Annotated in this window: 16 protein-coding genes and 5 pseudogenes; 9 read left to right on the forward strand and 12 right to left on the reverse strand. The window is 60.6% G+C overall.

The window, feature by feature from the left end:
- Nucleotides 1-168 precede the first annotated feature (168 nt).
- The 7 genes from GVY64_RS34220 to GVY64_RS34250 all read right to left on the reverse strand — a co-directional run bounded on the left by GVY64_RS34220 (nt 169) and on the right by GVY64_RS34250 (nt 10,018).
- Nucleotides 169-1,881: an FAD-dependent monooxygenase gene (locus GVY64_RS34220; RefSeq protein WP_159850429.1), complete on the reverse strand. Its 1,713-nt coding sequence runs from the start codon at nt 1,879-1,881 to the stop codon at nt 169-171.
- 181 nt (nt 1,882-2,062) lie between these two features.
- Nucleotides 2,063-2,716, reverse strand: coding sequence for an isochorismatase family protein (locus GVY64_RS34225; protein WP_159850431.1), 654 nt, complete (start codon nt 2,714-2,716; stop codon nt 2,063-2,065).
- A gap of 141 nt (nt 2,717-2,857) precedes the next feature.
- Nucleotides 2,858-4,225: a dihydrolipoyl dehydrogenase gene (gene lpdA, locus GVY64_RS34230; protein ID WP_159850433.1), complete on the reverse strand. Its 1,368-nt coding sequence runs from the start codon at nt 4,223-4,225 to the stop codon at nt 2,858-2,860.
- Entirely contained in the window at nt 4,226-5,572 is a 1,347-nt protein-coding gene (locus GVY64_RS34235) for a dihydrolipoamide acetyltransferase family protein (protein ID WP_159850435.1), read from the reverse strand.
- Nucleotides 5,569-6,573, reverse strand: coding sequence for an alpha-ketoacid dehydrogenase subunit beta (locus GVY64_RS34240; RefSeq protein ID WP_159850437.1), 1,005 nt, complete (start codon nt 6,571-6,573; stop codon nt 5,569-5,571). The genes GVY64_RS34235 and GVY64_RS34240 overlap by 4 nt, the downstream gene beginning before the upstream one ends.
- Nucleotides 6,570-7,694 (reverse strand): pyruvate dehydrogenase (acetyl-transferring) E1 component subunit alpha, encoded by a 1,125-nt coding sequence (pdhA, locus tag GVY64_RS34245; RefSeq protein WP_159850439.1) that lies wholly within the window; start codon nt 7,692-7,694, stop codon nt 6,570-6,572. Before pdhA ends, GVY64_RS34240 begins: the two co-directional genes overlap by 4 nt.
- A 635-nt stretch (nt 7,695-8,329) precedes the next feature.
- Nucleotides 8,330-10,018 (reverse strand): FAD-dependent oxidoreductase, encoded by a 1,689-nt coding sequence (locus GVY64_RS34250; RefSeq protein WP_236567472.1) that lies wholly within the window; start codon nt 10,016-10,018, stop codon nt 8,330-8,332.
- Nucleotides 10,019-10,315: 297 nt separating this feature from the next.
- Between GVY64_RS34250 and GVY64_RS39275 the strand changes: the two genes are divergently transcribed.
- The 9 genes from GVY64_RS39275 (at nt 10,316) to GVY64_RS34295 (ending at nt 19,631) form a co-directional block, all read left to right on the forward strand.
- A complete protein-coding gene (locus tag GVY64_RS39275) occupies nt 10,316-10,660 on the forward strand; it encodes an FAD-binding protein (RefSeq protein WP_159850443.1) in 345 nt (114 codons plus the stop codon).
- A 310-nt stretch (nt 10,661-10,970) separates the two neighbouring features.
- A complete protein-coding gene (locus GVY64_RS34260) occupies nt 10,971-11,153 on the forward strand; it encodes an FAD-dependent monooxygenase (RefSeq protein WP_268895705.1) in 183 nt (60 codons plus the stop codon).
- A gap of 628 nt (nt 11,154-11,781) precedes the next feature.
- Nucleotides 11,782-12,480, forward strand: coding sequence for a TetR/AcrR family transcriptional regulator (locus GVY64_RS34265; RefSeq protein WP_159850445.1), 699 nt, complete (start codon nt 11,782-11,784; stop codon nt 12,478-12,480).
- A gap of 580 nt (nt 12,481-13,060) precedes the next feature.
- Nucleotides 13,061-14,752 (forward strand): dihydroxy-acid dehydratase, encoded by a 1,692-nt coding sequence (locus GVY64_RS34270; RefSeq protein ID WP_159850447.1) that lies wholly within the window; start codon nt 13,061-13,063, stop codon nt 14,750-14,752.
- Complete coding sequence (locus tag GVY64_RS34275; protein ID WP_268895704.1) at nt 14,745-15,659, forward strand: NAD(P)-dependent oxidoreductase; 915 nt, start codon at nt 14,745-14,747, stop codon at nt 15,657-15,659. The genes GVY64_RS34270 and GVY64_RS34275 overlap by 8 nt, the downstream gene beginning before the upstream one ends.
- Nucleotides 15,652-17,175 (forward strand): FAD-dependent oxidoreductase, encoded by a 1,524-nt coding sequence (locus tag GVY64_RS34280; protein WP_159850451.1) that lies wholly within the window; start codon nt 15,652-15,654, stop codon nt 17,173-17,175. Before GVY64_RS34275 ends, GVY64_RS34280 begins: the two co-directional genes overlap by 8 nt.
- Nucleotides 17,172-17,939, forward strand: a complete 768-nt coding sequence (locus tag GVY64_RS34285) for a TIM barrel protein (protein ID WP_159850453.1) — start codon at nt 17,172-17,174, stop codon at nt 17,937-17,939. Before GVY64_RS34280 ends, GVY64_RS34285 begins: the two co-directional genes overlap by 4 nt.
- Before the next feature lie 184 nt (nt 17,940-18,123).
- Nucleotides 18,124-19,122, forward strand: coding sequence for a fumarylacetoacetate hydrolase family protein (locus GVY64_RS34290; protein ID WP_159850455.1), 999 nt, complete (start codon nt 18,124-18,126; stop codon nt 19,120-19,122).
- A 77-nt stretch (nt 19,123-19,199) separates the two neighbouring features.
- Entirely contained in the window at nt 19,200-19,631 is a 432-nt protein-coding gene (locus GVY64_RS34295) for a DoxX family protein (protein ID WP_159850457.1), read from the forward strand.
- A gap of 792 nt (nt 19,632-20,423) precedes the next feature.
- Here GVY64_RS34295 and GVY64_RS38290 read toward each other — a convergent pair.
- From GVY64_RS38290 to GVY64_RS34320, 5 pseudogenes are all read right to left on the reverse strand, one after another.
- Nucleotides 20,424-20,704, reverse strand: a pseudogene (locus GVY64_RS38290) (phenylacetate--CoA ligase); the annotation flags it as partial.
- Nucleotides 20,705-20,708: 4 nt separating this feature from the next.
- A pseudogene (locus GVY64_RS34305) lies at nt 20,709-20,858 on the reverse strand (iron-sulfur cluster assembly protein); the annotation flags it as partial.
- A 2-nt stretch (nt 20,859-20,860) separates the two neighbouring features.
- Nucleotides 20,861-21,777 (reverse strand): annotated as a pseudogene (paaC, locus tag GVY64_RS34310) (1,2-phenylacetyl-CoA epoxidase subunit PaaC).
- 19 nt (nt 21,778-21,796) lie between these two features.
- Nucleotides 21,797-21,999, reverse strand: a pseudogene (locus tag GVY64_RS34315) (1,2-phenylacetyl-CoA epoxidase subunit PaaB); the annotation flags it as partial.
- Nucleotides 22,000-22,028: 29 nt separating this feature from the next.
- A pseudogene (locus GVY64_RS34320) lies at nt 22,029-22,529 on the reverse strand (enoyl-CoA hydratase/isomerase family protein); the annotation flags it as partial.
- Between the last annotated feature and the right edge of the window lie 168 nt (nt 22,530-22,697).

Raw genomic sequence — 22,697 nt, forward strand, 5'->3', positions numbered from 1 at the left:
CTACACCACTACCGCCGCCTGGCCACCCGCTGGGAACGACGCACCGACATCCACCAAGGATTCCTCGACCTCGCCGCCGCCCTCATCTGCTGGCGAAGACTCCGCAACCGAACCTGATAGGCGCTCTTAGGACGCATGGCTGTTACCAAGCACCGCCATTACCCGCATTTATTGTGGCAATGGGATCTGCAACAACTGGCTCAATGCTTTTCCGAGTGAATAATCCAGCCGATCAGCGTCGTCGGGTGCACGGAAGCAAACATGTCCGTCCGGTCGAACCAGCACCGCTCCCGTCGAGGAGATCCCGTAACGCTGTAACCACTGCTGACCATCTTCGAGGGAGAAATCGGCATCGTCACCGATTGTGTAGGAGGAAATGGTAGGCAACTCCGGGACAGCCGCCAACTCACGCAACTCTTCTCTCCACCTTCCGCCTTCCGGTGCTGTCAGCAGGACGAAATCACTGTGCAGCAGATCGACAGTGGAAATTCGGTTTCCAAGTGTGTCGCGAAGCCATAAATGCGGTGCATGCGCACCCGGTGTAGCGGTTGGTTTGTAGTCGCTGACAGTCGACGCCGGGGGTGTCGTTCCGTCAGCGATAACGGCTTCCGACTCGTATGAGAATCCGAATTGCTGTCCGTATGACCAGTACTGGTCCTCTTGCAGCGGTATAGCATCTGCGATCTGCTGGCGCACCGCCTCTCCGGACGGCTCTTCGATCTGCGCTAATTGATCAGGGTCGGTCATGACCCACCCTACCTTGGACGAAGCCTCGACGTTGATGTTCACCTGTTCGAGATTGAACCAAGCGACTGCACGGCGCTCCTCGTCATAAGTGTCCAGCAGGCTCTCTGCCGCGTGTCCGCGAAGCACCAGCGCGAGCTTCCATGCCAGATTCTGCGCATCCTGGATGCCGCTGTTCATTCCGAATCCGCCACTGGGTGGCAGCCGATGGGCTGCATCGCCGACCAGAAATGTTCGTCCGATACAGAAGGTGTCTGCAATCGCTCCGTCGATTGTCCACGGGAATACACTCTCGACCTCCACCTTTGCGGTCGCGTCGCCGATTGCCTTTCGAATCACCTCACTGCAGCGTTCCAGCGGGTAATCCTCGATCGACTCTTGGTCGGGATCGTAACCCCAACTGTAAACCCACCGCCGGTCCCCGTCGTATGTCAAGAAGGCACCTGTCGTGTCTCGATTGATGATCCACCACAGGATGTGGTTCCGGTCTCCCAGATATGGGCTGAGATCGGCGACGAAGCAAGCGTTGAGCTGATGTCCTTTTGTCGGTGAAACTGACGCCTGCACCTCAATCGCTCTGCGGATAGTGCTGTGTGCTCCGTCCGCACCTATGGCATACTTGGCCGATATCTTCCGCGCTTCACCGCTTTCGCTTTCCGCACTCAAGACGACGTGATCGTCGAATTGTTCGAGGCCGGTGATCTTCTCGCCCGTCGTAATCGTTATCGATGGAAATTCGCCGCTTTTCTCGACAAGGAGAGGTTCGAAAACGTCCTGTGCACACCAAGCGATCATCTCCGGCGACTCCGAGTAGGCCCGGTCGACTCGGAGAGGATCTGCGAGTAGATCCACCGCACCGATATCGGGAGCGTTCAGTCGCGTCATATAACCGAAGCTCGACCATTTCTCCAAGGGAAGGTTGCCTACCCTCCGGACATCCTCTGCCCAACCGAGTTGGCGCATGATCTCCATAGTTCGCGCATGGAGGCCGATGGCTCGCGGGTGACGAAGCCTACTGATTCTGCGTTCTATCACACATACATCGACTCCGCGGCGGCCGAGTTCTATCGCCATCATGAGGCCGACCGGCCCACCTCCGACGACCACGACCTCATGGTCGGTCACAGTTGAACTCATAGTCATTTCCTTATCTTTTGTGGATCTCTCCGTGCTTGTGAGCAGCAAGTCGGAATGCCTGGCTTGCCCGAGTAGCCGAAGGGTCGGTGCCGATGTGCTAGCAGATTGGATCTGAAATATGAGAACCACGCCGAGATCGCGACATGTGACAATCTCGCGCCGAGCCTTTCCGATACATCAATCATCTTCCCGAGTTACTCGCGGCAGCTGTCGTGAAGATCTCGCGGGCGTTGCCCAGTGTGGCGTTGAGCATTGCGTAGCCAGGGAGGTTGGCTTGAATTTCACGGTAGGCCGCAAGGGTCTCGGTGTTTGCGTACGATTTCTGAAATTCTGATGCAAGCGACATCCACGTGCGCGGGGTAACGCCCAGTTGACCGAAGCGTGCCATAGCCGTTTCGTGGGCTGTCACGCTTGTGCTGGCTGTCGCATCTGCGACGATGGATACTTCGTATCCACGTCGCAATGCGCTCAGGACGGTGTGCGTGATGCATCCATCTGTCATGAGCCCAGCGACAACCAGATGCCTCCGCCCGGTTGCATGCACAGCAGAGGAGAATTCTTCGTCCTCGAAGGCATCGAAGGTCAAGCCTCGATGCTGTGGGGGGCGGCCCGCGAGAGCCTCGGCGATTTCAGGATAGAGCACCCCACGGGGGTCTCTTTCCGGACCGACGGAGACGATCAAGGGGACGTCGAAAGCCGCGGCAGTCTGCGCAAGGGCACGTCCGCCGGCGGTGTTATCGGCGATGGTCTGCGAGGCGATCAGGGGAGCAAACCCGCTGACGTAGTCGATGAGGACGATGGCGGTGTTTTCGGGTGTCCGGACGTCGATGTCCATGTCTCTCCTATGCGAATCGGCTTGTTGTCGGTCGGCCATGCCGGCGTTGTTCGGCTGTGCTGGCGGTGAGTCTTTGGGACAGAAGTTGGCTTTCGGGTTGAGTTGCCACCAGAGGTGTCGCTCGATGCGAGGGCTCTGCGATCACCGATGGATGTGCAACGACCGACCGGCCAGTGACAGCATGACTTCTCCGAGCGACTCGTTCTGCGTGGGATGTGCATGCACAAAGGTTGCGACGTCGGTGGGAAGCGCTTCCCAAGCGACTGTCAGTTGCGCTTCGCCGATGGATTCGCCGATGCGGTCGCCGACCAGGTGGACGCCGACGACGGGTCCGGCCGTTCCGGCACGTATGACCTTGACGCCTCCGGAAGTCTTGAGAATCTGGCTCTTCGCATTGCCAGCGAGATCGTAAGTAGCCGTCACTATTTGGCTGTGGCGTCCGCGCGCCTCCTGCTCGGTGAACCCAACTGAGGCAACTTCTGGGTGCGAATACACAACTCTAGGAATTAGATGATCAGGGACAGGTGTCGGTTCCAGGCCGGCGATGCGCTCGGCAACGTAGAGTCCATGCTGAAATCCGCGGTGCGCGAGCTGGGGTCCTGCGACTAGATCGCCAACGGCGTAGACGTCGGGTGCGGTGGTGCGCAGGTGTCCATCGGTGACGACGCAGCCGTTCTCGATCGTGATCTCCGTGTTGGCGAAACCACTGATGTTCGGGGTGCGGCCGACTGCGGCCAGTAGTACGTCGGCAACCAATGTGTCCCCACCGGCAAGGTCCACGAATACCTGTTCACCGACCTGCTTTGCCGCCGATATACGGGTTGCCACACGGACTGCGACGCCACGAGCGCGCAACGCCTTTTCGAGTTGCCTGGAACTCCATGAATCCTCAGCCGCCAACAAGCGCGGGAGGGCTTCGACAATCGTTACCTCAGCGCCGAAAGAACGCCAGAGACTGGCGAATTCGACGCCGATCACGCCACCACCCAGAACGATGGCGGACTGGGGGACGAAGTTTATTTCCAAGGCCTGATCGCTGGTGACGATGCGCGCGCCGAGCTCAAATCCTTCGAGGAGGCGTGGAGTCGAACCTGTCGCGAGCACCATTGCTTTGCCGGTATAAGGGATGTTTTCCACGACCACGGTACGTTCGCCGACATAGGTGCCGAGTCCGTTGACGATCGTGATGTTCTTGTTTGAGAGGAGACCGCGCAGTCCCGTGTGCAGGCGTTGCACGATGCTGTTCTTGTAGCTATGGACTCCGGCCATGTCGATCCCGCTGTATGCGGCTTGGACGCCGAACGATGCGGCTGCTCGTGTGGTCTCGGCCACCTCAGCGGCACGCAGCAGAGCCTTGGTTGGCACACAACCTCGGTGCAGGCAGGTTCCGCCGATCTTGTCGGCCTCGATGAGGGTCACCGACAATCCGAGCTGGGCAGCTCGCAGTGCGCACGCGTAGCCACCCGACCCGCCGCCGAGAATCACAACGTCGCTTTCGGTAGCACTCATTCACAGCCTCCCAAGGACCGCGACGGGATTTTCGATGTAGTCACCGAAGAGACGAAGAAAGCCTCCCGCAACGCCGCCGTCACAGATTCTGTGGTCGAAGGTGAGCGAAATCTGCGTCAGCTTCCGGGTCGCAACGCGACCGTCCACGACCCATGGGCGATCGATGATCCGGCCGACGCCGAGTATCGCCGCTTCTGGGTGGTTGATGATCGGCGTTGAACCGTCGACGCCGAACACGCCGTAGTTGTTGAGTGTGAAGGTTCCCCCACGCAACCGGCTCGGCGGAAGTTTGCCTTCCCGGGCCGCCGCAACCGTAGCGCGTAGTTGCTGAGCCAACTCGACAGTGTTCAGCAGATTCGCGGCTTCCACCACTGGAACCAGTAGGCCTCGTGAAGCCTGCACTGCGACGCCAAGATTCACGTGCGGATGCCGAATAATCTCACTGCGTTCGGTATCGATGGAAGCGTTGAGCTCCGGGTAGCTCGCGAGGGCGACCAGTGCCAGACGGCTGAGCAGCGCAAGAAGGCTGACCTGTAGGTCGTTTGGGAGCGCGGCATTGACTACGTGTCGAGCCTCCAGTAGCTCGCTTGCGTCGACGTCCACCCATGTCGTGGCATCGGGGATTTCGCGGCGGCTGACGCTGAGTTTGTCGGCGACAGCTTTCCGAAGTCCCTTGAGGGGTAAACGTTCCGCCTGGGCTTCATACGTGTCCGAGCTCATTCGCACGGTCGACGGTTGGGCTCGCTCGACGTCGGCACGGATGATAACTCCACCGGGCCCGCTGCCGTTGATCGCGCTCAGGTCGAGGCCTTTGCGGAGTCCAATGGCGCGCACCAACGGAGAGATGACCTTCGGCGGCGAGGCTGCGATTTCTCGTAGAGCCGAGGGCGAATCGGGCCGCTGCCGAGACTGCGCCGAGCCGGCAGGATCCTTGGTGTCAAGCAGAACCGGTGCAGAAGAGCTGCGCTGGTTGACGCGCCTTCGACGGCGTGGCGTGGCGTGACCGGTGCCGTAGCCGATGAGGACGTTACCCGACCCTGCTCGTTCTTCTTCTCGATACCTTTCATGCGCCACCGATGTCCCGGTCTCGGGCTCGCCGGCCGAATCGACGCCGCGAACGGTAATCAAGGGACTACCGACCTCGAGCGTGTCCCCGACATTTCCATGGAGTTCGACAACTGTGCCTTCGAATGGCACCGGCACCTCTACCGCCGCTTTGGCTGTCTCAACTTCGGCAACAATCTGGTCGATACTCACGGTGTCACCCACCGCGACGCACCACTGAAGAATGTCGGCTTCGGTCAGGCCTTCGCCAAGATCGGGCAGCCGGAAGACCTGGTCGTTCATGCGCCCACCGCCCAACGGGTGTCCGGCCCGTCATTCCATTGCAATCGATCGATACTGTCGAGAATGCGGTCGACGCTGGGCAGGTGAATTCGCTCAAGTTTCGGTGCAGGGTAGGGGATGTCGAATCCACCCACTCGCAGGACCGGTGCCTCGAGATAATGGAAGCATCGTTCCTGCACCCGGGCAGCGATCTCGGCGCCTACACCGGCAAAGGTCTGCGCCTCGTGAATGACAAGACAGCGTCCGGTCTTTCGAACAGACTCGGTGATGGTTCGGTCGTCGAGCGGCACAATGCTACGGAGGTCGATGACTTCGAGATCCCGTCCTTCCGAAGCTGCGGCTTCGGCGGCTTCCAGCGCCACGTCCACTGAGGGGCCGTATGCCACCACGGTGACGTCGCGACCGCTGCGGCGTACGGCGGCGCCGCCGAGACGCCTCTCTGCGATTGGTTCCACGTCCGCCCGGGAAAAGTACAGTCGCTTGGGCTCGAGGAAGATCACCGGATCGGGGTCGTCGATGGCCGCGCGAAGTAGCGAATAGGCGTCGGCGACATTAGCCGGAGCCACAACCTTCAATCCGGGGGTATGGGCGTAATACGCCTCACTGGAGTCACAGTGGTGCTCGACACCGCCGATGCCGCCGGCATATGGAATCCGAATGACCATAGGCACCGACAGCTTGCCCCTCGTGCGATTCCGAATCTTCGCGACGTGCGACACCACCTGTTCGAAGGCTGGATAAGCGAACGCATCGAACTGCATCTCGACCACTGGGCGAAATCCAGCCATCGTCATGCCCACTGCAAAACCGACAATGCCCGACTCGGCCAGTGGCGTATCGAAGCAACGAGCTTCGCCGAAATCTTTCGTCAGCCTGTCTGTGACGCGGAACACGCCGCCGAGGGTTCCGACGTCCTCGCCGAAAACGACGACGTTGTCATCGGCGGTCAATGCGTCGCGGAGTGCCAAATTCAAAGCTTGGGCCATGGAGAGCATGGTCATCGGTCGATCTCCTCGGACTCGGCTGCCAACTCGGCCTCGACGTCCGCCAGCTGCTCACGTAACTGTGGTGTCGGTTCGGCGAATACATAGCGAAACAGTTCGGTTGGATCGGTAGCTCGTTCGATGTTCATTTCGGCGCGCAGTGCGGCCGCCTGGGTTTCTGCCTCTGCATTGAGTTGCGCCTCGAAGTCGTCGTCGATCCGGTTCTCCCGGCGTAGATATGTCCGCAGTCGGGCAATGGGATCGCGCGCCAGCCAGTCTTCGACCTCGGCGGAGTCCCGATAGCGGGAGGCATCGTCGGCATTGGTATGCGAATCGAGCCGGTAAGTATGAGCTTCCACGAGCACGGGACCGTTGCCCTCACGGGCGAAGTGCACAGCTTCGTCGAGGATGCCCATCATCGCGACGGGATCGTTGCCGTCGACCTGCTCCGAGCCGATTCCGTATCCGACACCCTTGTGCGCCAGCGACGGGGCGACAGTTTGCCGTGCGAGAGGCACGCTGATCGCGAAACCATTGTTCTGCACGAGAAAAACCACTGGCGCGTGAAAGACCGCAGCGAAGTTGAGCGCTTCGTGAAAATCGCCCTCACTCGTGGCACCGTCACCACAGAGTGCCAGGACGACGGTTTCTCGTCCGCGTCGCTGCTCCGCATATGCCAACCCAGCAGCGTGCAGCAGTTGCGTAGCCAACGGTGTGCATTGGGGTGCGGTGCGATGTGCGACCGGGTCGTAGCCACAGTGCCAGTCGCCAGCGAGCATACCGAGGATCTCCGCCGCCGGAATGCCGCGCGTCGCTAGAGCCATGGAGTCCCTATAGGTCGGAAACAGCCAGTCGGTATCTCGAAGACACATCGCTGCCGAAACCTGACAAGCTTCCTGGCCGCGCGCGGACGGGTACACCGCGAGTCGACCCTGCTTGGTGAGAGCAGTTGACTGCTGATCGAAGCGTCTGCCGCGCACCATGTTCCGGTACATTGCGACAAGCCGATCATCAGTGGGTCGAGGATAGCGGGCGTCACTATCGGCCGGATTACCCTCAACGTCGAGATATTGCACCGGACTGGCGGCAGGGAGAAATTTCTCGAACTGACGTACGCGCAATGGTTCTTTGATGGTCAACTGTGACTCCCGAGATTCCCCTGAATTCGCCACCGAAAGCAGTGAGCTCTCATGATTTCGGTGTTCTCACGATCATAAAATGTCGGATCCACCGGATGTAGACGTATCTGCCGCACACACCATCCCAGGTCGTCAACAACGGTGAAATCTTCTGAGCGGAGCGCACTCCTGGCTCGAGCATCGTGCAAGGCGCAGCAAGCCAGCGAGCAACGAAACCCTCTCTTATCGATGCATCTCGGATGCGGTGGTCTCGCGCCCGAGGTTTGAATCTGTTGACCCCCGTATCTGCAGGTCACTGCGCCAACTCCCAGACCTCCGCTGCGGCCCGAGAACGCAACATATCGACTAGACAGTCGGATGGGACCGGTAGTCCGCTCAAATGTCCAAAAGGTATGGCGACCAGGTGCGCGTCTGCTCGCCGCAGCGCGTCGAGTAGCTCGAGGAAACCGATCGGAACGATCGCGTCGTTATATGCGGGCTCGTGAAATACTACGGCCAGATCGTATCCGGTCGAGGCCGCTACGCGGGCGATGTGTTCGTCCCAGCCTTTCGGATCTTTCACCAATTCGTCCCGTACATACCCGTGTAGAAGCGGCCGTATCGATGTTGTAGTCGAGGTCATCGAGCGACCTTCCTTACTTCCGAGAAAGCAGTGCTGTCAGCACGTCGTCCATGACAGCGGCGGCACTCGGCACAGACCTCTTCGCGCGGTATGCGACATGGGCATCCGGTCGGACGAGGACGGCCCCGTCCGGCTCGATCTCGAGAAGCTCGAATTGCTCGGGGCTGACGAGCAAGTCGAGATCCGGATCCGTCCCGATCACGTAACAGGCCATGCCGACGCCGCGGGCAGCCGCGGCCTTCTTCGCTGCCAAGATCCATTGCTGCCCTCGCGCTCCGGCGAACAAAACGAAATCTCGGCCGACAAGGTCGATAGTCGATACTGTTTCGCCGGCCCGGTCAGTGAACCAGAGGTGCGGGAACCGTGCACCGGGATGGGTTGTCGGCACATATTTCGAGACCGTGGAGCGCGGCTGCGGAGTCCCATCATCTATGACTGCGGCACTGGAGTACACGTGACCGAACTGCTGGCCTTGGGAGTAGAACTGTTCGCGCTGTTTAGGTATCGCGTCGGCGATGGCTTGTCTCACGGCCTCACCTGCTGGCTCTTCGATGATGTCGATCGTCGTGGTGTCGGACATCAGCCAACCGGTTTCGGCCATCCTGGAGGTGTTGATTTCAGCCTGTTCGGCGTTGTATTGCGCGACTGGTTTCCGTTCTGCTGGATAGGTGTCGAGCAGAGCGTCGTCGGCGCGACCAAGGACGACCGATGCCAATTTCCAACTGAGGTTTACGGCGTCCTGGATGCCACTGTTCATCCCGAAACCACCATGTGGCGGGAATCGGTGCGCCGCGTCGCCGACAAGTATCACCCGCCCGATCCGCCATCGTTCGGCGACAGCCTGCTCATGCTTCCATCGCAGGATGCTCAGGATTTCGACTTGCAGATCCGCCACGCCGGTGCCGGATCGAATCAATTGCGTGCACAGTGCTTCATCGAAGTAGCCGTCGGGTCTTTCCGGATCTCGCTCGAAGTTGAAGATCCACCGTCCATCGGTGGTGGTGGGGCAGAACGCGCCCTGGATGTCTCGGTTGACCACCCACCACAGCAGGTATGGACGGCCTGCAACCACCTCATCGAGATCGGCCCGGAAGTAGACGTTCACGGATTCGCCGTGTGGACGGCTCGCAACCTCCCCGAAGCCGAGAGCGCTTCGCACGAAGCTGCGGGCCCCATCAGCGGCGACAACGTACCTGGCCCGGACTGCGCCGGCGCCGTCGCCGAGCGAAACTGTGACGCCATCGGCGTCTTGGGTGACATCGGTGACTTCGGTCGACATGCGAATCTCTACCGAAGGACACTCCAGCGCGGCGTCACGCAGAATCGGCTCCACAAGGTCCTGCGGAGCGAAACAGGGTGGTTCGGGGCTTTGTGCGGCATAGTCGGCGATGCGCTCCGCATCCTCGGCCAGCATGATCTTGCCGAGTTCGATGCCGTTCATCCTGGTCACCCACGCGAACCCGAGACACCGCTCGAGCGGAAGACTCACCCCACGGATCCGGTGCGCGATCCCCCACTGTCGGAAGATCTCCATAGTGCGGGCGTGAATTCCCACCGCTTTGGGGTGGTGCGCAAGTTCAGCGTGTCGGTCGACAACAAGAGTCTTGGCCCCGGACCGGCCGAGTTGGAGGGCTGCGCTGAGGCCGACAGGCCCAGCACCGATGACGAGCACGTCTACATCGACGGTTGAAGAAGGGGGCATTTGCGCACCGGTCCCATGTGCTTCGGGGTCCGCGCGAAGCGGACCTGTGGGTCTGATGGCGATAGCCAACCGCCGTTTTGAGTGAAAGTCAACACCGAGATTGACTTTGACTCAAAATTGCGTAGCGTGTGACCCACTCAACACAGGAGGTCGACTTGGCTGGCCACACGGTCGAAGATCTCGTCAGAAGTCTGCGAACGACGACAGGCGAGACAGTCCTTACACCCCGCGGCCAGGGCTTCGAGGCGGCGAAGTTGGTTGCGAATCTGCTCCTCGACAGCGTTGAACCGATCTCACGTGGAGTGCGCTTTTCAATCATCGGTGCAAGCGGTAGTGCGACACGCTGCCGACCTCGGAGTTCCTGTCGCGGTGCGCGGCGGGGGCTACTCGGTAGGCGGTCTGGGTACGGTCGCGGGCGGGATCGTCGTTTCACTCGCGCGATTGTCTTCCATCGACGTCGACCGCGCCTCCGCTCAGGTCTGCGCCAGGGCAGGAGTACGCGCAGGTCAACGGGCCGCGGCCCTGGATGCGGCTGGGCTTTGGTTGAGGCTGTTCCGAGCGGGCCATCGGTTATCGGGGCCGCGCTGCGGGGAGGCATTGAACACACCCTTCGCAAGTCCGGCGTTCTGTGCGACTCGCTGATCGCCCCTCGTATCAGGACGGCGTACGGGGAAGTGGTCGACGCCGACGATGACAAGACCCCGAAACTGATGTGGGCCTTGCGGGGCGGCGGTGGAAATTCCGGAATTGTCGTCGAGGCGACGTTCCAGGCAGTGCCCGCACCCCCTCTTCACTGTGATCCAGTCTCGCTACACCGTCGACGACGCCGCCCAGGTCGTGTCAGGGCTGGCGGAGTGGGGTCCGCAGCTGCCGGACGATCTGACGGTCGTCTCAATGTTCATGAACGAATCGCACCAAGACCCGGAGGCACAGGTCACTGGTCGAACACCTCCTGGTCGGTGACGCCGCCCACTCATTCCCACCGATAGGCGGCTTGGGGATGAACAGCGGGATCCAGGACGCCCACAACCTGGCCTGGAAGCTCGCTCATGTTTGCACCGACCGGGCAAGGGACTCACTGCTCGACATATACGACCTCGAACGTCGTCCAGTAGCCACCTTCAACGCAGAGTAGTCCATGCTAAGCGCCGACCGCCAGCAACAAGCCGCGGCGGCGCTGACCAACCCGGACACACCGGCCTTACTGGCCGCTCCGGAGGGGGCGTGCTCCATTCCGCCGCCGCGGCTGGCATCTCCGAATTGCGGGAGGAATTCCATTCTCTCGGACAGCAGTTCGGCCACCAGTATGCCAGTGCCACAGTAGTAGACGACCGCGCCCCGATCCGGCAGTCGGCGATCACCGAGTAACACACGTCGGCGCGCCCGGGTGCGCGAGCCCCGCACGCGCGTCTGCGCACCAGTTGAGGACGACGGCTGTCGACGATCGACCTCGTCACGGGTCGATGGGCCATCCTAGACGCCGGGGAACGGACTGCATGGACAGAGGCCGTCCGATCGGCGCAAGCACGTGCCGGGCTAGCGCTCGAAGTGTATTCCGTGGACTCCGCCGGGCTCACGACAGTGGACGCGGAATGCCTGCTCGATGACGTGGCGCCAGGCTACTGGCGCGATCTCTCCGAGTCGAACGAGGGCGGTGGCGTCCTCGGCCGGCCTGATTGGCCACGTCGCTGCACGGTGGGAATCACATCCAGACGATGCCGAGAACCAAAATCGTAGCGCGCAGTCAATGTCATCCTGGGACGGTGAGCTCGGTCGCCGGGCACTCGACGCCGACCAGCTATCGTGGTCATATGCCCGCCGCCCCCCAAGCCAAGCCGCCGACACGACGGGATCGTGTAGTAGCGGCCGGCCGCGAAGCGTTCGGTCGTCTCCCCTACGACGAAGTCCTGATCAGCGACATCGCCGACACTGCAGGTGTGGCTCATGGACTTCCATTTCACTACTTCAAGAACAAGCGCGGCCTCTATATCGCGGTTATTCGGTCGATCGCCGAAGAGATGAAAACTGTTCACGCGGTCCCTGACAGTCTTCCGTGCGATGAGGCGGTACGAAGACTGCTTCATCAACACATCGAATATTTTGAGGAACGCGCCTATTTACTCGGCCCGGTACGAGGGAGCCTTGGGCTGGATCCCAGCATCCATGAAGTCTTCGATGAGGTGCGGTGGGACGGAGCCCTGTATCTACTCGAATTGGCGAAGATCGAAAATTACGGCCCGGTGACACAGTTACTGATTCAAGGCTGGATGGCGTACATCGATGAAATGATCGCACGCTGGCTCGCGCAACCCGCGATTCTCGATCGAGAAGCCCTCATCGAGGTACTGGTCCAGATGTTCAACAAGACCCTCGATGAGATCAACGAACTGGAGCTGGCACACGCGGCTCCCGACAAGTCCATGCAGGCACCCGGCCTGGATGGATCTGCCGCGTCGGCGTGAGTAGCCCGGCGGTTGACCCGGCAACCCGATGGGGTGCCGGGTCAACGTGGTGACAACCGATCAGTACCGTGAATCTGGCTGCGGCCGGGCAAAGGCTCACGTTTGCCCAGGCCACGATGATCTCAACAGCAGCCCCATGGCTTCCCCAGCCCCCGCAGGAAGAATCCGCAGCACATTGAGTTTGACTCAAAGTCAGTGCTGCGGTAGGCTTTGAGCATACCCAAGCGGGGCGTTCGGCCTCAGCATCCGATCGCGCGCGCGCGTTGATGTACGGACGCCAAATTGTCGAGCCGCACCCGCCGAACGCCGCACGCCCCGCATCGGGCTCCGTGACACGTCAAGTTGCCGATGCATGTGGACGGCCACTTGAAGCAATGGCCGTCGCGAATCAACTGAATCCTATTTATTCGAAGTAGGACGTGGTGTACAAGAAATTGCAGACGCTCAGCGCCACATAACCAGAGACAGTGTCACCTCTCTCATGTTGTCATTTCGGCTGCGAGTGATCCCGGCCGCCTTGGTGGCCATGGAAGTCGCGCAACATCCTTTTTACGAGCAACGTTTTAGGACGGTAGGTCAGATGTCCCAGGAAGGGATTCAGCGCGCCGGGGGTGAATTGATGACCGGCGACGGAGCCGATGCCCTGATAACACGGGGTCTGTTGCGCGGCGCAGGCGTACCGAGTGAGCTGATCGGTGACCGTCCCGTCATCGGCATCGCTAATACCTGGAGTGAACTCAACCCTTGTAACGGCGGATTGCGTGACATTGCTGCTCACGTCAAACGTGGTGTGATCGCGGCGGGAGGCATACCGCTGGAGTTTCCTACGATCTCTATAGGCGAGGCGTTCACCCGTCCGTCGTCTATGTATCTTCGCAATCTACTTGCTATGGACACCGAGGAGATGATCTCCTCCAGCCCCATTGATGGCGTCGTCCTACTCGGAGGCTGCGACAAGACCCTTCCGGCTCAGATCATGGGCGCAGTAAGCGCCGGCAAGCCCGCCATCGGCCTAGCCGCCGGTCCTCGACCGTTGTCTCGGTGGGCTGGCGCGGACATGAGCATCGACGACCTGTGGCCACTGCTCGACAAGCGCCGCACCGGGGAGCTCAACGACACGTCCTGGGCCGAATTGGAAGCATGTCTCAGCTGCGGCGTCGGGACCTGCAACGTCATGGGCACGGCGATAACCATGGCCGTCGTGGCCGAAGTGCTCGGTATGTCGCTACCCGGCAGCGCCCTCCTCCCAGCCGATTCCCCGGCGCGCGCGGCAATCGCCGAGGCAACCGGCGCACGCGCAGTCGCCCACGTTCAACGTGGAATCACACCAAGCCAGTTCATCACCCCCGCTGCGCTCGAGAACGCATTCCGCATGATCTGCGCAGTCGGCGGCTCGACGAATGCAGTGCTACACCTGCAGGCGATAGCGGGCCGCCTCGGTCTCGGAATCGACATCGAAGACATGCGACGTCTCAGCGCCCAGACCCCCTTCCTGGCCGATGTCAAGCCATCGGGACATATGTTTCTCCACGATCTTCAAGCCGACGGGGGGGTGCCCGCACTGATGGGCGTGATGGCGCCGCTACAGGATCTGTCCGCCTTTGCCGGCGATGGCCGACCTTGGCACGAGTCCACTCGTCCGATGAGCGAGTCGTCGAAGTGCTTGACATCGCTGGACGACCCGAAGGGAGCGCCTGGAACGCTGGCCGTCTTGACCGGTTCGCTCGCACCACGAGGCGCCCTGTTGAAAGCGAGCGCGGCCACGCCAGGATTGTGCCGTCACGTCGGACCCGCTGTTGTCTTCGACGGTGTCGAAGACTTGCGTGCTCGAATCGACGACCCGGATGTGCTGGTCGAGGCCGACTCGGTACTCGTCCTGCGTGGCGCGGGACCCCTGGGCGGCCCGGGCATGCCGGAAGTAGGCCATCTCCCGATTCCTACCCGATTGCTCGACAAAGGGGTCACCGACATGGTGCGGATATCCGACGCGCGAATGAGCGGGACGGCGACCGGCACGGTGGTCCTCCACGTCTCTCCCGAATCCGAAGTCGGCGGACCCCTCGCGCTGGTTCGTGACGGTGATCTGATCGCGCTCGATGTGGACCGGCTGGGGCTCGATCTGCTCGTCGATGAGCGCGAGCTGCGTGAGCGATCCCGTCGGCCGAGCCCATTGCGAAAGAAGGCAAGAGGCTACGACCACCTGTATCGACAATCTGTCTTGCAGGCCGACCAGGGCTGCGATTTCGATTTCCTGCGAGCCGACAATGATTGAGTCGTCAATCGGATTCGTCGGTACGGGAGCGATGGGCTCAGCGATCGCACAGCGGTTGCTGCAGCTCGGCTACTCGGTCACCGTTCACAACCGCACCCGCGCCAACGCATCCTCGGTGGTGCAGGCCGGTGCGTCCTGGGCCGAAACACCAGCCGAGGTCGCCCAACGGTGCTCGATCGTCGTGACCTGCCTGCGTGATTCCAACGCGGTGGATCTGGTCTACCGCGGCCCAGCCGGACTGCTGAGCGCCGCCAAAGCGGGCCAAATCTTCATCGAGCACGGTACTTTCGCGCCCAGAACCGCCGAACTGATCGAGGCCGAAGCATCGAGTAGGTACGCACGCTTTCTGGCTATTCCAGTCAGCGGTGGCCCTGTCGGCGCAGCGAGCGGGCGGCTGACGGCGATGGCCGGTGGTGACGAATCGGCGTTGCGGCAGGCTCAGGCACTGCTGCGGGCCTACACGTCCCACCTCACACACGTCGGCACCGTAACCCACGGACTCGTAGTCAAACTTGTCAACCAACTTCTCGTAACCGTCCACTTGGCCGCCGCAGCCGAGGCACTTGCACTCGTCGAGAGATCAGGCTTGTCTCGTTCCGTCGCGGCTCCGATACTGATGCAGGGCTGGGCCGCTAGCGCCATGCTCGAACGTACCGTGCGGCAGCTCGACGGCGAGGCCCTCACCAGCACGGGCGTGACAATCGACGGCTTGGTCGAGGTGCAGCAACTCGTTGCAGACAAACTTCGCGAAACACACTCTAGCAATCGGATCTTCGAAGCGGCGCGCACGCTGTTCGCCGACGCCGCCGAGTGTGGTCTCGGTGAGAACGACCCGGCGTGCCTCCTGCAGATCATCACCTCTCCCATAGGCGATCAGGTACGAAAGGGCGGCAACAGCCATGCGTGAACCACATGTGATCGTCGTCGGCGGAGGCCCGGTCGGACTGACAGCCGCTCTTTTCCTCAGCCGTGCTGGTATCCGTACGACCGTGCTCGAGCGAGAGCATCAACTAAGCACCCACCCCAAGGCCCGAGGCATCCGGATGCGAACGATGGAACTCTTCGCGCAACTCGGCCTCACGGAGCAGATTCGCCGTAGCGCATTGCCGCCAGAGGCCACCCGATTCATATACTGCGACTCGATCATCGGACAAGAGATCGCACGAACACCGCCGATGGACGCCGAACTGTCTCGGCTCAGCCCAGCCTTCACGTGTCGAACCTCTCAGGACCGGGTTCACGAAGTGCTGTACGACGCCGCGTCCCGGCGCCATAACGTGGAGATCAGAACGGGAACGACAGTCACCGACGTCACAAACCACGACTATCGCGCAACAGTGCAGTGCGCCAACGGTGAGGAGATCGACGGAGATTACGTCATCGGCGCCGACGGCGTTGCCAGCACAATCCGGCACGCCCTTGGCATCCGCATGGAAGGCCAACCCGTCCTGGGATACGGCCATAGCATCTACTGGCAAGGCGACCTGCAGAAATGGGTTGGCGGTCGTCAATGTATCCAGTTCTTCACTGGCGACAGGGCAGGGCAACCTGCCTCCGTCGCCTCGGTCGACGGCCACCACCGCTGGATTACCATGGTGATGTCACCAGGCGAAAATCGACCGGAACCGCTGGACGAAGAAGCCGCTGAACTCGTTATCACGAAGGCCGTCGGGCTAGACGTGCAGCCACACGTCATCGACATCGCGGTATGGCGAATCAGCGCCCAAGTGGCCGAGTGTTGGCGTCGTGATCGGGTCTTTTTGGCTGGGGACGCGGCACACTCGTTCCCTCCGACCGGCGGTTTCGGGATGAACACCGGTATACAAGATGTCCACAATCTTGCGTGGAAACTTGCCCATGTCCTACAAGGTCGCGCCAGTGAATCGTTGTTGGACAGCTACGAAGTGGAACGAGCAGGCATTGCCTGGAGCAACGCCGAATGGAGCGTACGAAACGGCGCACGCATTCGGCAAGTCGGTGACGCAATCCGTGCAGACGACAAGGAGCGATTGCATCGGCTGATCGAAGAGCAGCGCAGTCACGTCGAAGCACTCGATCAAGACCTTGGCTTCGGCTACACCGAGGGTACTGTTGTCGCGCCCGTTCGCCCTGAAGGCGGCAGTCCCCTGCTCGTCGCACGGACCGGTCACCGATTCCCGGAAGCTACGATACGGGTCGACGAGCGCTGGGCATCCAGTGTCCTCTCCTTCGCGGAAAACCGCTTTACGCTTGTCACGCACGACCCACATCACTGGCAAAGCGTCACCGCTTCCCAAGGAATCGCCTTGGCTGAATGCGGCCCTTCGGTCCTGTCCGGAAACGCCGCCGCGTTGGTACGTCCGGACGGCATCGTTGCCTGGGTGGCATCCGGGCGCGACAGCATCCAACAGTTGTCCGGCATCATTGAGGAGCTGTTGAGATGAAATTCTATTCCTACGTGTGTTCTGCGAACACCTCTACTATCTACCGACGGCTTCCTGTGCTCGAACGTCCTACCGCTGCGGCCATCGCCGGATACTCTCACGTCGAGAGTTGGTGGCCGTTCGACAAGGAAATTCCAACCCCAAAGCGGATTCGAGAATTCAGTCGTGCGCACATGAGCGTCGGGGTCCAACTTGAGATGATCAATATGGATGCAGGCAGCTATGAAGATGGCGATCGGGGATTGCTCTCTCTTGCCGGAGCGGATCAACGGATCAAAGAATCACTTGCGTCGTTGACGGATATCATGAGCTTTACCGGATGCCGGCTCGTCAACGTGCCGTGGGGGAACTCCAACGCCGACAAAGGCGATTCCGATGACCGCGCACTCGACCGGCTCGCGCATATAGCAGAGCGGGTGGGATCACATGACGGGAAGGTGCTGGTCGAGATGTTGAACCCACGCGAAAACCCAAGCTATAGAGTCACATCGCTGCATACCGCCAGAGAGCTGATCCGCACGGTCAATGCGCGCGTAAACACACCGAACGTCGGACTACTACTTGACACCTATCACCTCGCCACATCTCGAATCAGCGCCACCGAGGCCATCGCCGACAATCGCGATCTGATCTGCCATGTTCAGGTCGCGGATTCGCCAGGTCGAGGTAAACCTGGAACCGGAACAGTCGATTTCCGAAAAGTAGTCGACGCCCTCGATGGAATCGGCTACGCGGGTCGCATTGGAATGGAGTACTTCGAATGAAACCCACACAGATCTCAGCCGACCTCAAATCTGGCAAACAAGGCACAATGGAGTGCCGAGTGGAATCAACGAAGATTCCGCGAATTCCGTCCACCTTCGGACGGAGTGATGTGAGTAGCCCAACGACATCTCATCAGGGATGACCTGAGTACATGCCGACACGGCAGACACAACGGAGTGTCCAGTGAAGTCGACGACGATATCGCGAATGCCGGGCCGGAACCGAGCAGAGATCGCAAAAGCCCTGATCCATAATGTCCAGCACAGAAAGAATTCAATGAAGATCGTAAGCTATGGCCATCGCAATTCAGAGCGCCCAGGGATCTTCGTACCAGACCGCGGTATAGCACCTCTCGACGCTATACTGCCGGCCCTCGGTCGCGTCCAGCTCGAAACGAATGTTCTTCTGGCGTTTCTCGACATCTTGCAGCCATGTATTGAAGAAGCTCTGGATACGATCACGGTTCCGTGGATCGACGTGTCTGATGTCCGGATCGGACCGCCGGTAACCAAGCCAGAAAAGATAATTGTCGCCGGAGGCAATTATCAGTCACATGTCGACGAGGCTTTCGGTCAAAAGAACGCGCCTTCCCCGAGCGAGCCGATCCTCATATTTAAACCGTCCAACACTGTGATAGGTCCGAACGATCCACTTCTCAAACCGCGGGAGTCCAACCAACTGGATTACGAGACAGAAATCGGAGTGGTCATAGGCCGCGGCGGTCGGAACATAACAGCCGAATCGGCGTATGAGCATGTCGCCGGATATGTCATCGCTAATGATGTGACAGCCCGAGATTTGGCCTTTAAAGACGTCCACTTGAGCCCCATGTTTGCGCAGATGACTCGAGCCAAGGGGATTCCAACCGGAGCGCCGCTAGGCCCGTGGATCGCAACGAAAGACGAGGTGCCTGACCCGCATAGCCTCCGCCTGCGTTGCTGGGTGAACGACGAGCTACGGCAAGACGGCAAAAGTGACGAGATGATTGTCGATATCCCGCATCTCATCGAAGATATCAGCAAAGTGATCGAGCTGGCCCCAGGTGACATCATCCTGACCGGGACAACTACAGGATGCGGAGCATTCCAGAATCCTCCAGTATTTTTGACCGACGGCGACGTGGTCCGTATGGAGATAACCGGCCTCGGAATGATGGAGACGCCTATCGTAGACGATGCGTAGGGACACTGCTATCAGATTCGCCTTCTACTATCGCGGATCGACAACACATATCTCACCATTACCAAAAGAGAACGAAAATGAATGCGACTCATATCTGGCGGAAATCGCAGATCCTCCGGTACTCGGCCTTAGCCATCTTTCTCCTGGCCGCCGCCGTACCCAAGTTCACACCGGCGTACGGAGTCAAGTTCGTGCAGCTCGGCTGGCCTCACTGGTTCCGATTCGTCGTCGGCGGCATCGAGCTGATCTGCGCTCTGCTTCTCATGATTCCAAGCCGACGCACCCGATTCTGGGCTGCAGGAGCTCTCGTCCTGGTACTTACGGGTGCGGTTACGAATCAGATCGTCATGCACGTCCCAATCAACGCGAGTCTGATGGCACCGCTGTTCTTGATTATCGTGATGATCGTAGCCGCGGCGAATTGGCCAGCAGATTGGCGAGAGCTGTTCAGTGCTCAGAATGCGGCGGTCGCAAGATCAGCTGACACCAGCGCGCCGGCGCACGAATGACGATACGGCCGACCGAACGACGACGAGCAACTTGAAGTTCAATATCGATGAAAACATGATCACTAGGGAAAAACAAAGATTTTGAAGCGCTCGTATCCGGAATGGACAGAGACCGACCCCGACCCACGGACTGCCCGGAACCGACCACCTCTCGCATGATGTCCGCCGATTGGAAGGCAGTGGCTGGTTGGCTTAACCCTCGCCGGACTTTGCGGACAGGAGAGATCGGGGGCGGAAAAGCGCAACCACTGGATCCAGACAGAAGTTCTTATCACATTTCAAGGCGATCCCGCAGTGCGGTCAGCCGCGGTAGTGGCGGCTCCGGCCGGGGAAACTGCACGCCGACAAAGCCCACGACCAACCCGAGCTGCGGCGGTGGGTCCGCCACCGCTGGGTGATCGGGCTCACCATCTCGTGGCTGACTGGCTACCACCGACTCAATCTCCGCCACGACCGCAAAGGAACCCGCTTCGTGGGCTTCCTGACACTTGCCGCCACGCTCACGTGCTTCAAGGAAACTGACAAGGCGAAATCCGCGACATGAGACAAGGTCAAAGTTCGAAGTCCTGGTGATGCCCGCCCGTGGGTGAGGACGTCGGAGATCATTGCGTGCTGACGATCTGGACACCCTCTGACTTAACGGCCGCGGCGCTGACCGGCTCGGAACTTGGTCAGCTTGGCGGTGCCCCAGTCGCTGCTGGGGTTTACTTCCGAGGCGGCACTGGCTGTGAAATGCGCAAGGATCTGGGCATGATGATCTCGTACCTGCCGCTGGAGTCCAAACTAACAAAGATGGTCTTCCCAGATGTGCAGACCATCCTTGGTATCGGCGAATTCCATGGCCACGCCGACGACCTCCGACAGGCCGTAGATACCGACGGCGCCGATCGCGAGTACCTCCTCGAATTCGGTTCGCAGCTGTTCGGTCCATGGCTTGGCGCCGAACACACGCACCCGCAGCGAAGTTGTGGAGAATTGACGCCTTTCGCGATCATGGCGTCGAGGATTGTCAGCATGCGGGAAGGCGTGACCGTGATGGTGTCCGGCCTGAAGTCCTCGACGAGTTGAACCTGGCTAGGTCGGCGTGATCGTCACGATCACGCGATTGTCGTCAGTGACCTCGACGCGACGCACGATGCCCAGGTCGGCGAGGGTGAGAATCGGCATCTCCGGATCGAGCACGGAATCGACCAGCTCGCGGACCCTCGCCCGGGCCGGCGCGGACATGGTCACCACTTCCCGTCTGGGTGGGCGCGGGCGACGCTCTGCATTTCGGTGAGCAGCAGCCCAGTGCTTCAGTGTATACGCCGTGGCGGCCTGAGCGACCTCCGACCGTTCCGATAGCGCCCCGGTGCGGTGGGCGGAGTTCAGCCGCGTGCAACACCTGGACCAGTACGTAGTCGAATTTCGCGCGTGCTGTGCTCGGATCGACCCCTACACCAACAGCGGCCAACACCGTTCTGTGTCGGTGCAGACGAACAGCTCAGGGATGAATGGCCAGATGAATTCGATCGCCCCCATCCGGCGCCGCGACTCCGTCGTGCCGCAGCCCAGTGTCACGACCCAGCGTGCCGCGTAGTCACGGTGGTAGGTCAGTTCCTTGAAGCCCTTGTGCGCCACTGCCGCCAGTACTGGGTCACAGGAATCGCGCACATTCTCGAACAACGCCAGGCGCCAGGTCGAGAACACGAGTATTCGGACAATAGTGCGGGCGAAGTCGCCGTTGCTGACCTCGACCAGTCGCACACAAACGGAACTGCTCCTCGCCGCGGGAGAAAGCGAAGGCGTCTTCGCTGGGCATCGGGAGAGAATTCGGAGATTTGTAAGACGATCGACGGATCCGCCGCCGCGGCGCGGGCTAATAGCAGGCGTGCCTCTCCGAGCAGGTCTAGCCCGATATGGGCCAGCGCGACCTCCTCCTCCAATTCGGGTGCCCGCGGGCTCCTTTTGGCGAAACGCTGTGCCGAGATCAGGGCGTCGTCTTCGAGCATCCGACGGTAGTGTGCGAGCGCGGGCAGATCGACTTCGTCAGGAACGGTGGTGTCGAACGCCCGCCAGCGGGTCGTCGAAGCTCGTACCGAAGGCCCGCTGTCCGTTGTGGTCGTCACCGATCAGGCCCGCTGAAGGCGTTGTCGTGATCGACCATGGTCTCTGCCTTCACATGTGCGGAACGTTGTCGGGAATGTCGGCGTGAAATACGGGTCCTTTTCCAACGGGCTCGACGCGAGGATCGAATTCGATGGCACCACCCAGAGACTCACTCGTTCATTGCGCCGGGTATACATAACGCGCGTGCCGCAACACCATCTCGTCGTCGGCGGCGTGCAGCGACCCGACATGAATGATTGAGCCCTCGCTTGCCCCGCACGAATACCGGTGAAAAGCCGTCGCGAACTTGACGCCGGTGTCGACCACTCGGATATCTCCGGCCAGCGCTATCCCCAGTCCCCCTCCCACACATGCGCCCCGAAAAGCAACGACGACGGGAACCGAGAGTTCCGACAACGCCTGGACGAGCGGATTATACTGTATACCATCGGTTTCCATCGCCGCCGCCGGATCGGCGTGCAACGCCTCGACATGTTCGGCGAGGTCTTGGCCGACACAGAAGTTCTTACCTTCGGCGTTCAGGAGCACCGCGCGTACCGCCGCGTCGCCAGCAATGCGGTGTACTGCCTGGAACACGTCGAGCTTGGTCACAATGTCGAGGGCGTTCGAGAGCGCGGCACGCGAGAGCGTGATGGTGGCCAAGCCGTCGGCGATGTGGGTGGTGGTGACGGCGCTGTCGTTCGAAGTAATGCCTATCCTTCCACCGGTTCCCAGGTGAAGAACCCTTGACCGGTCTTGCGCCCCAATTCGCCACGCTCGACCTTCTAAGAAATATGCGCCCACATTCATCGCCGGTGTGCCGTCGATCGTCAAGCCGGCCAACCAGACCGCTTAGAGCTCCTATCAGGTTCGGTTGCGGAGTCTTCGCCAGCAGATGAGGGCGGCGGCGAGGTCGAGGAATCCTTGGTGGATGTCGGTGCGTCGTTCCCAGCGGGTGGCCAGGCGGCGGTACTGGTG

This window comes from Nocardia sp. CY41 (assembly GCF_009829325.1).
Taxonomy (GTDB): Bacteria; Actinomycetota; Actinomycetes; order Mycobacteriales; family Mycobacteriaceae; genus Nocardia.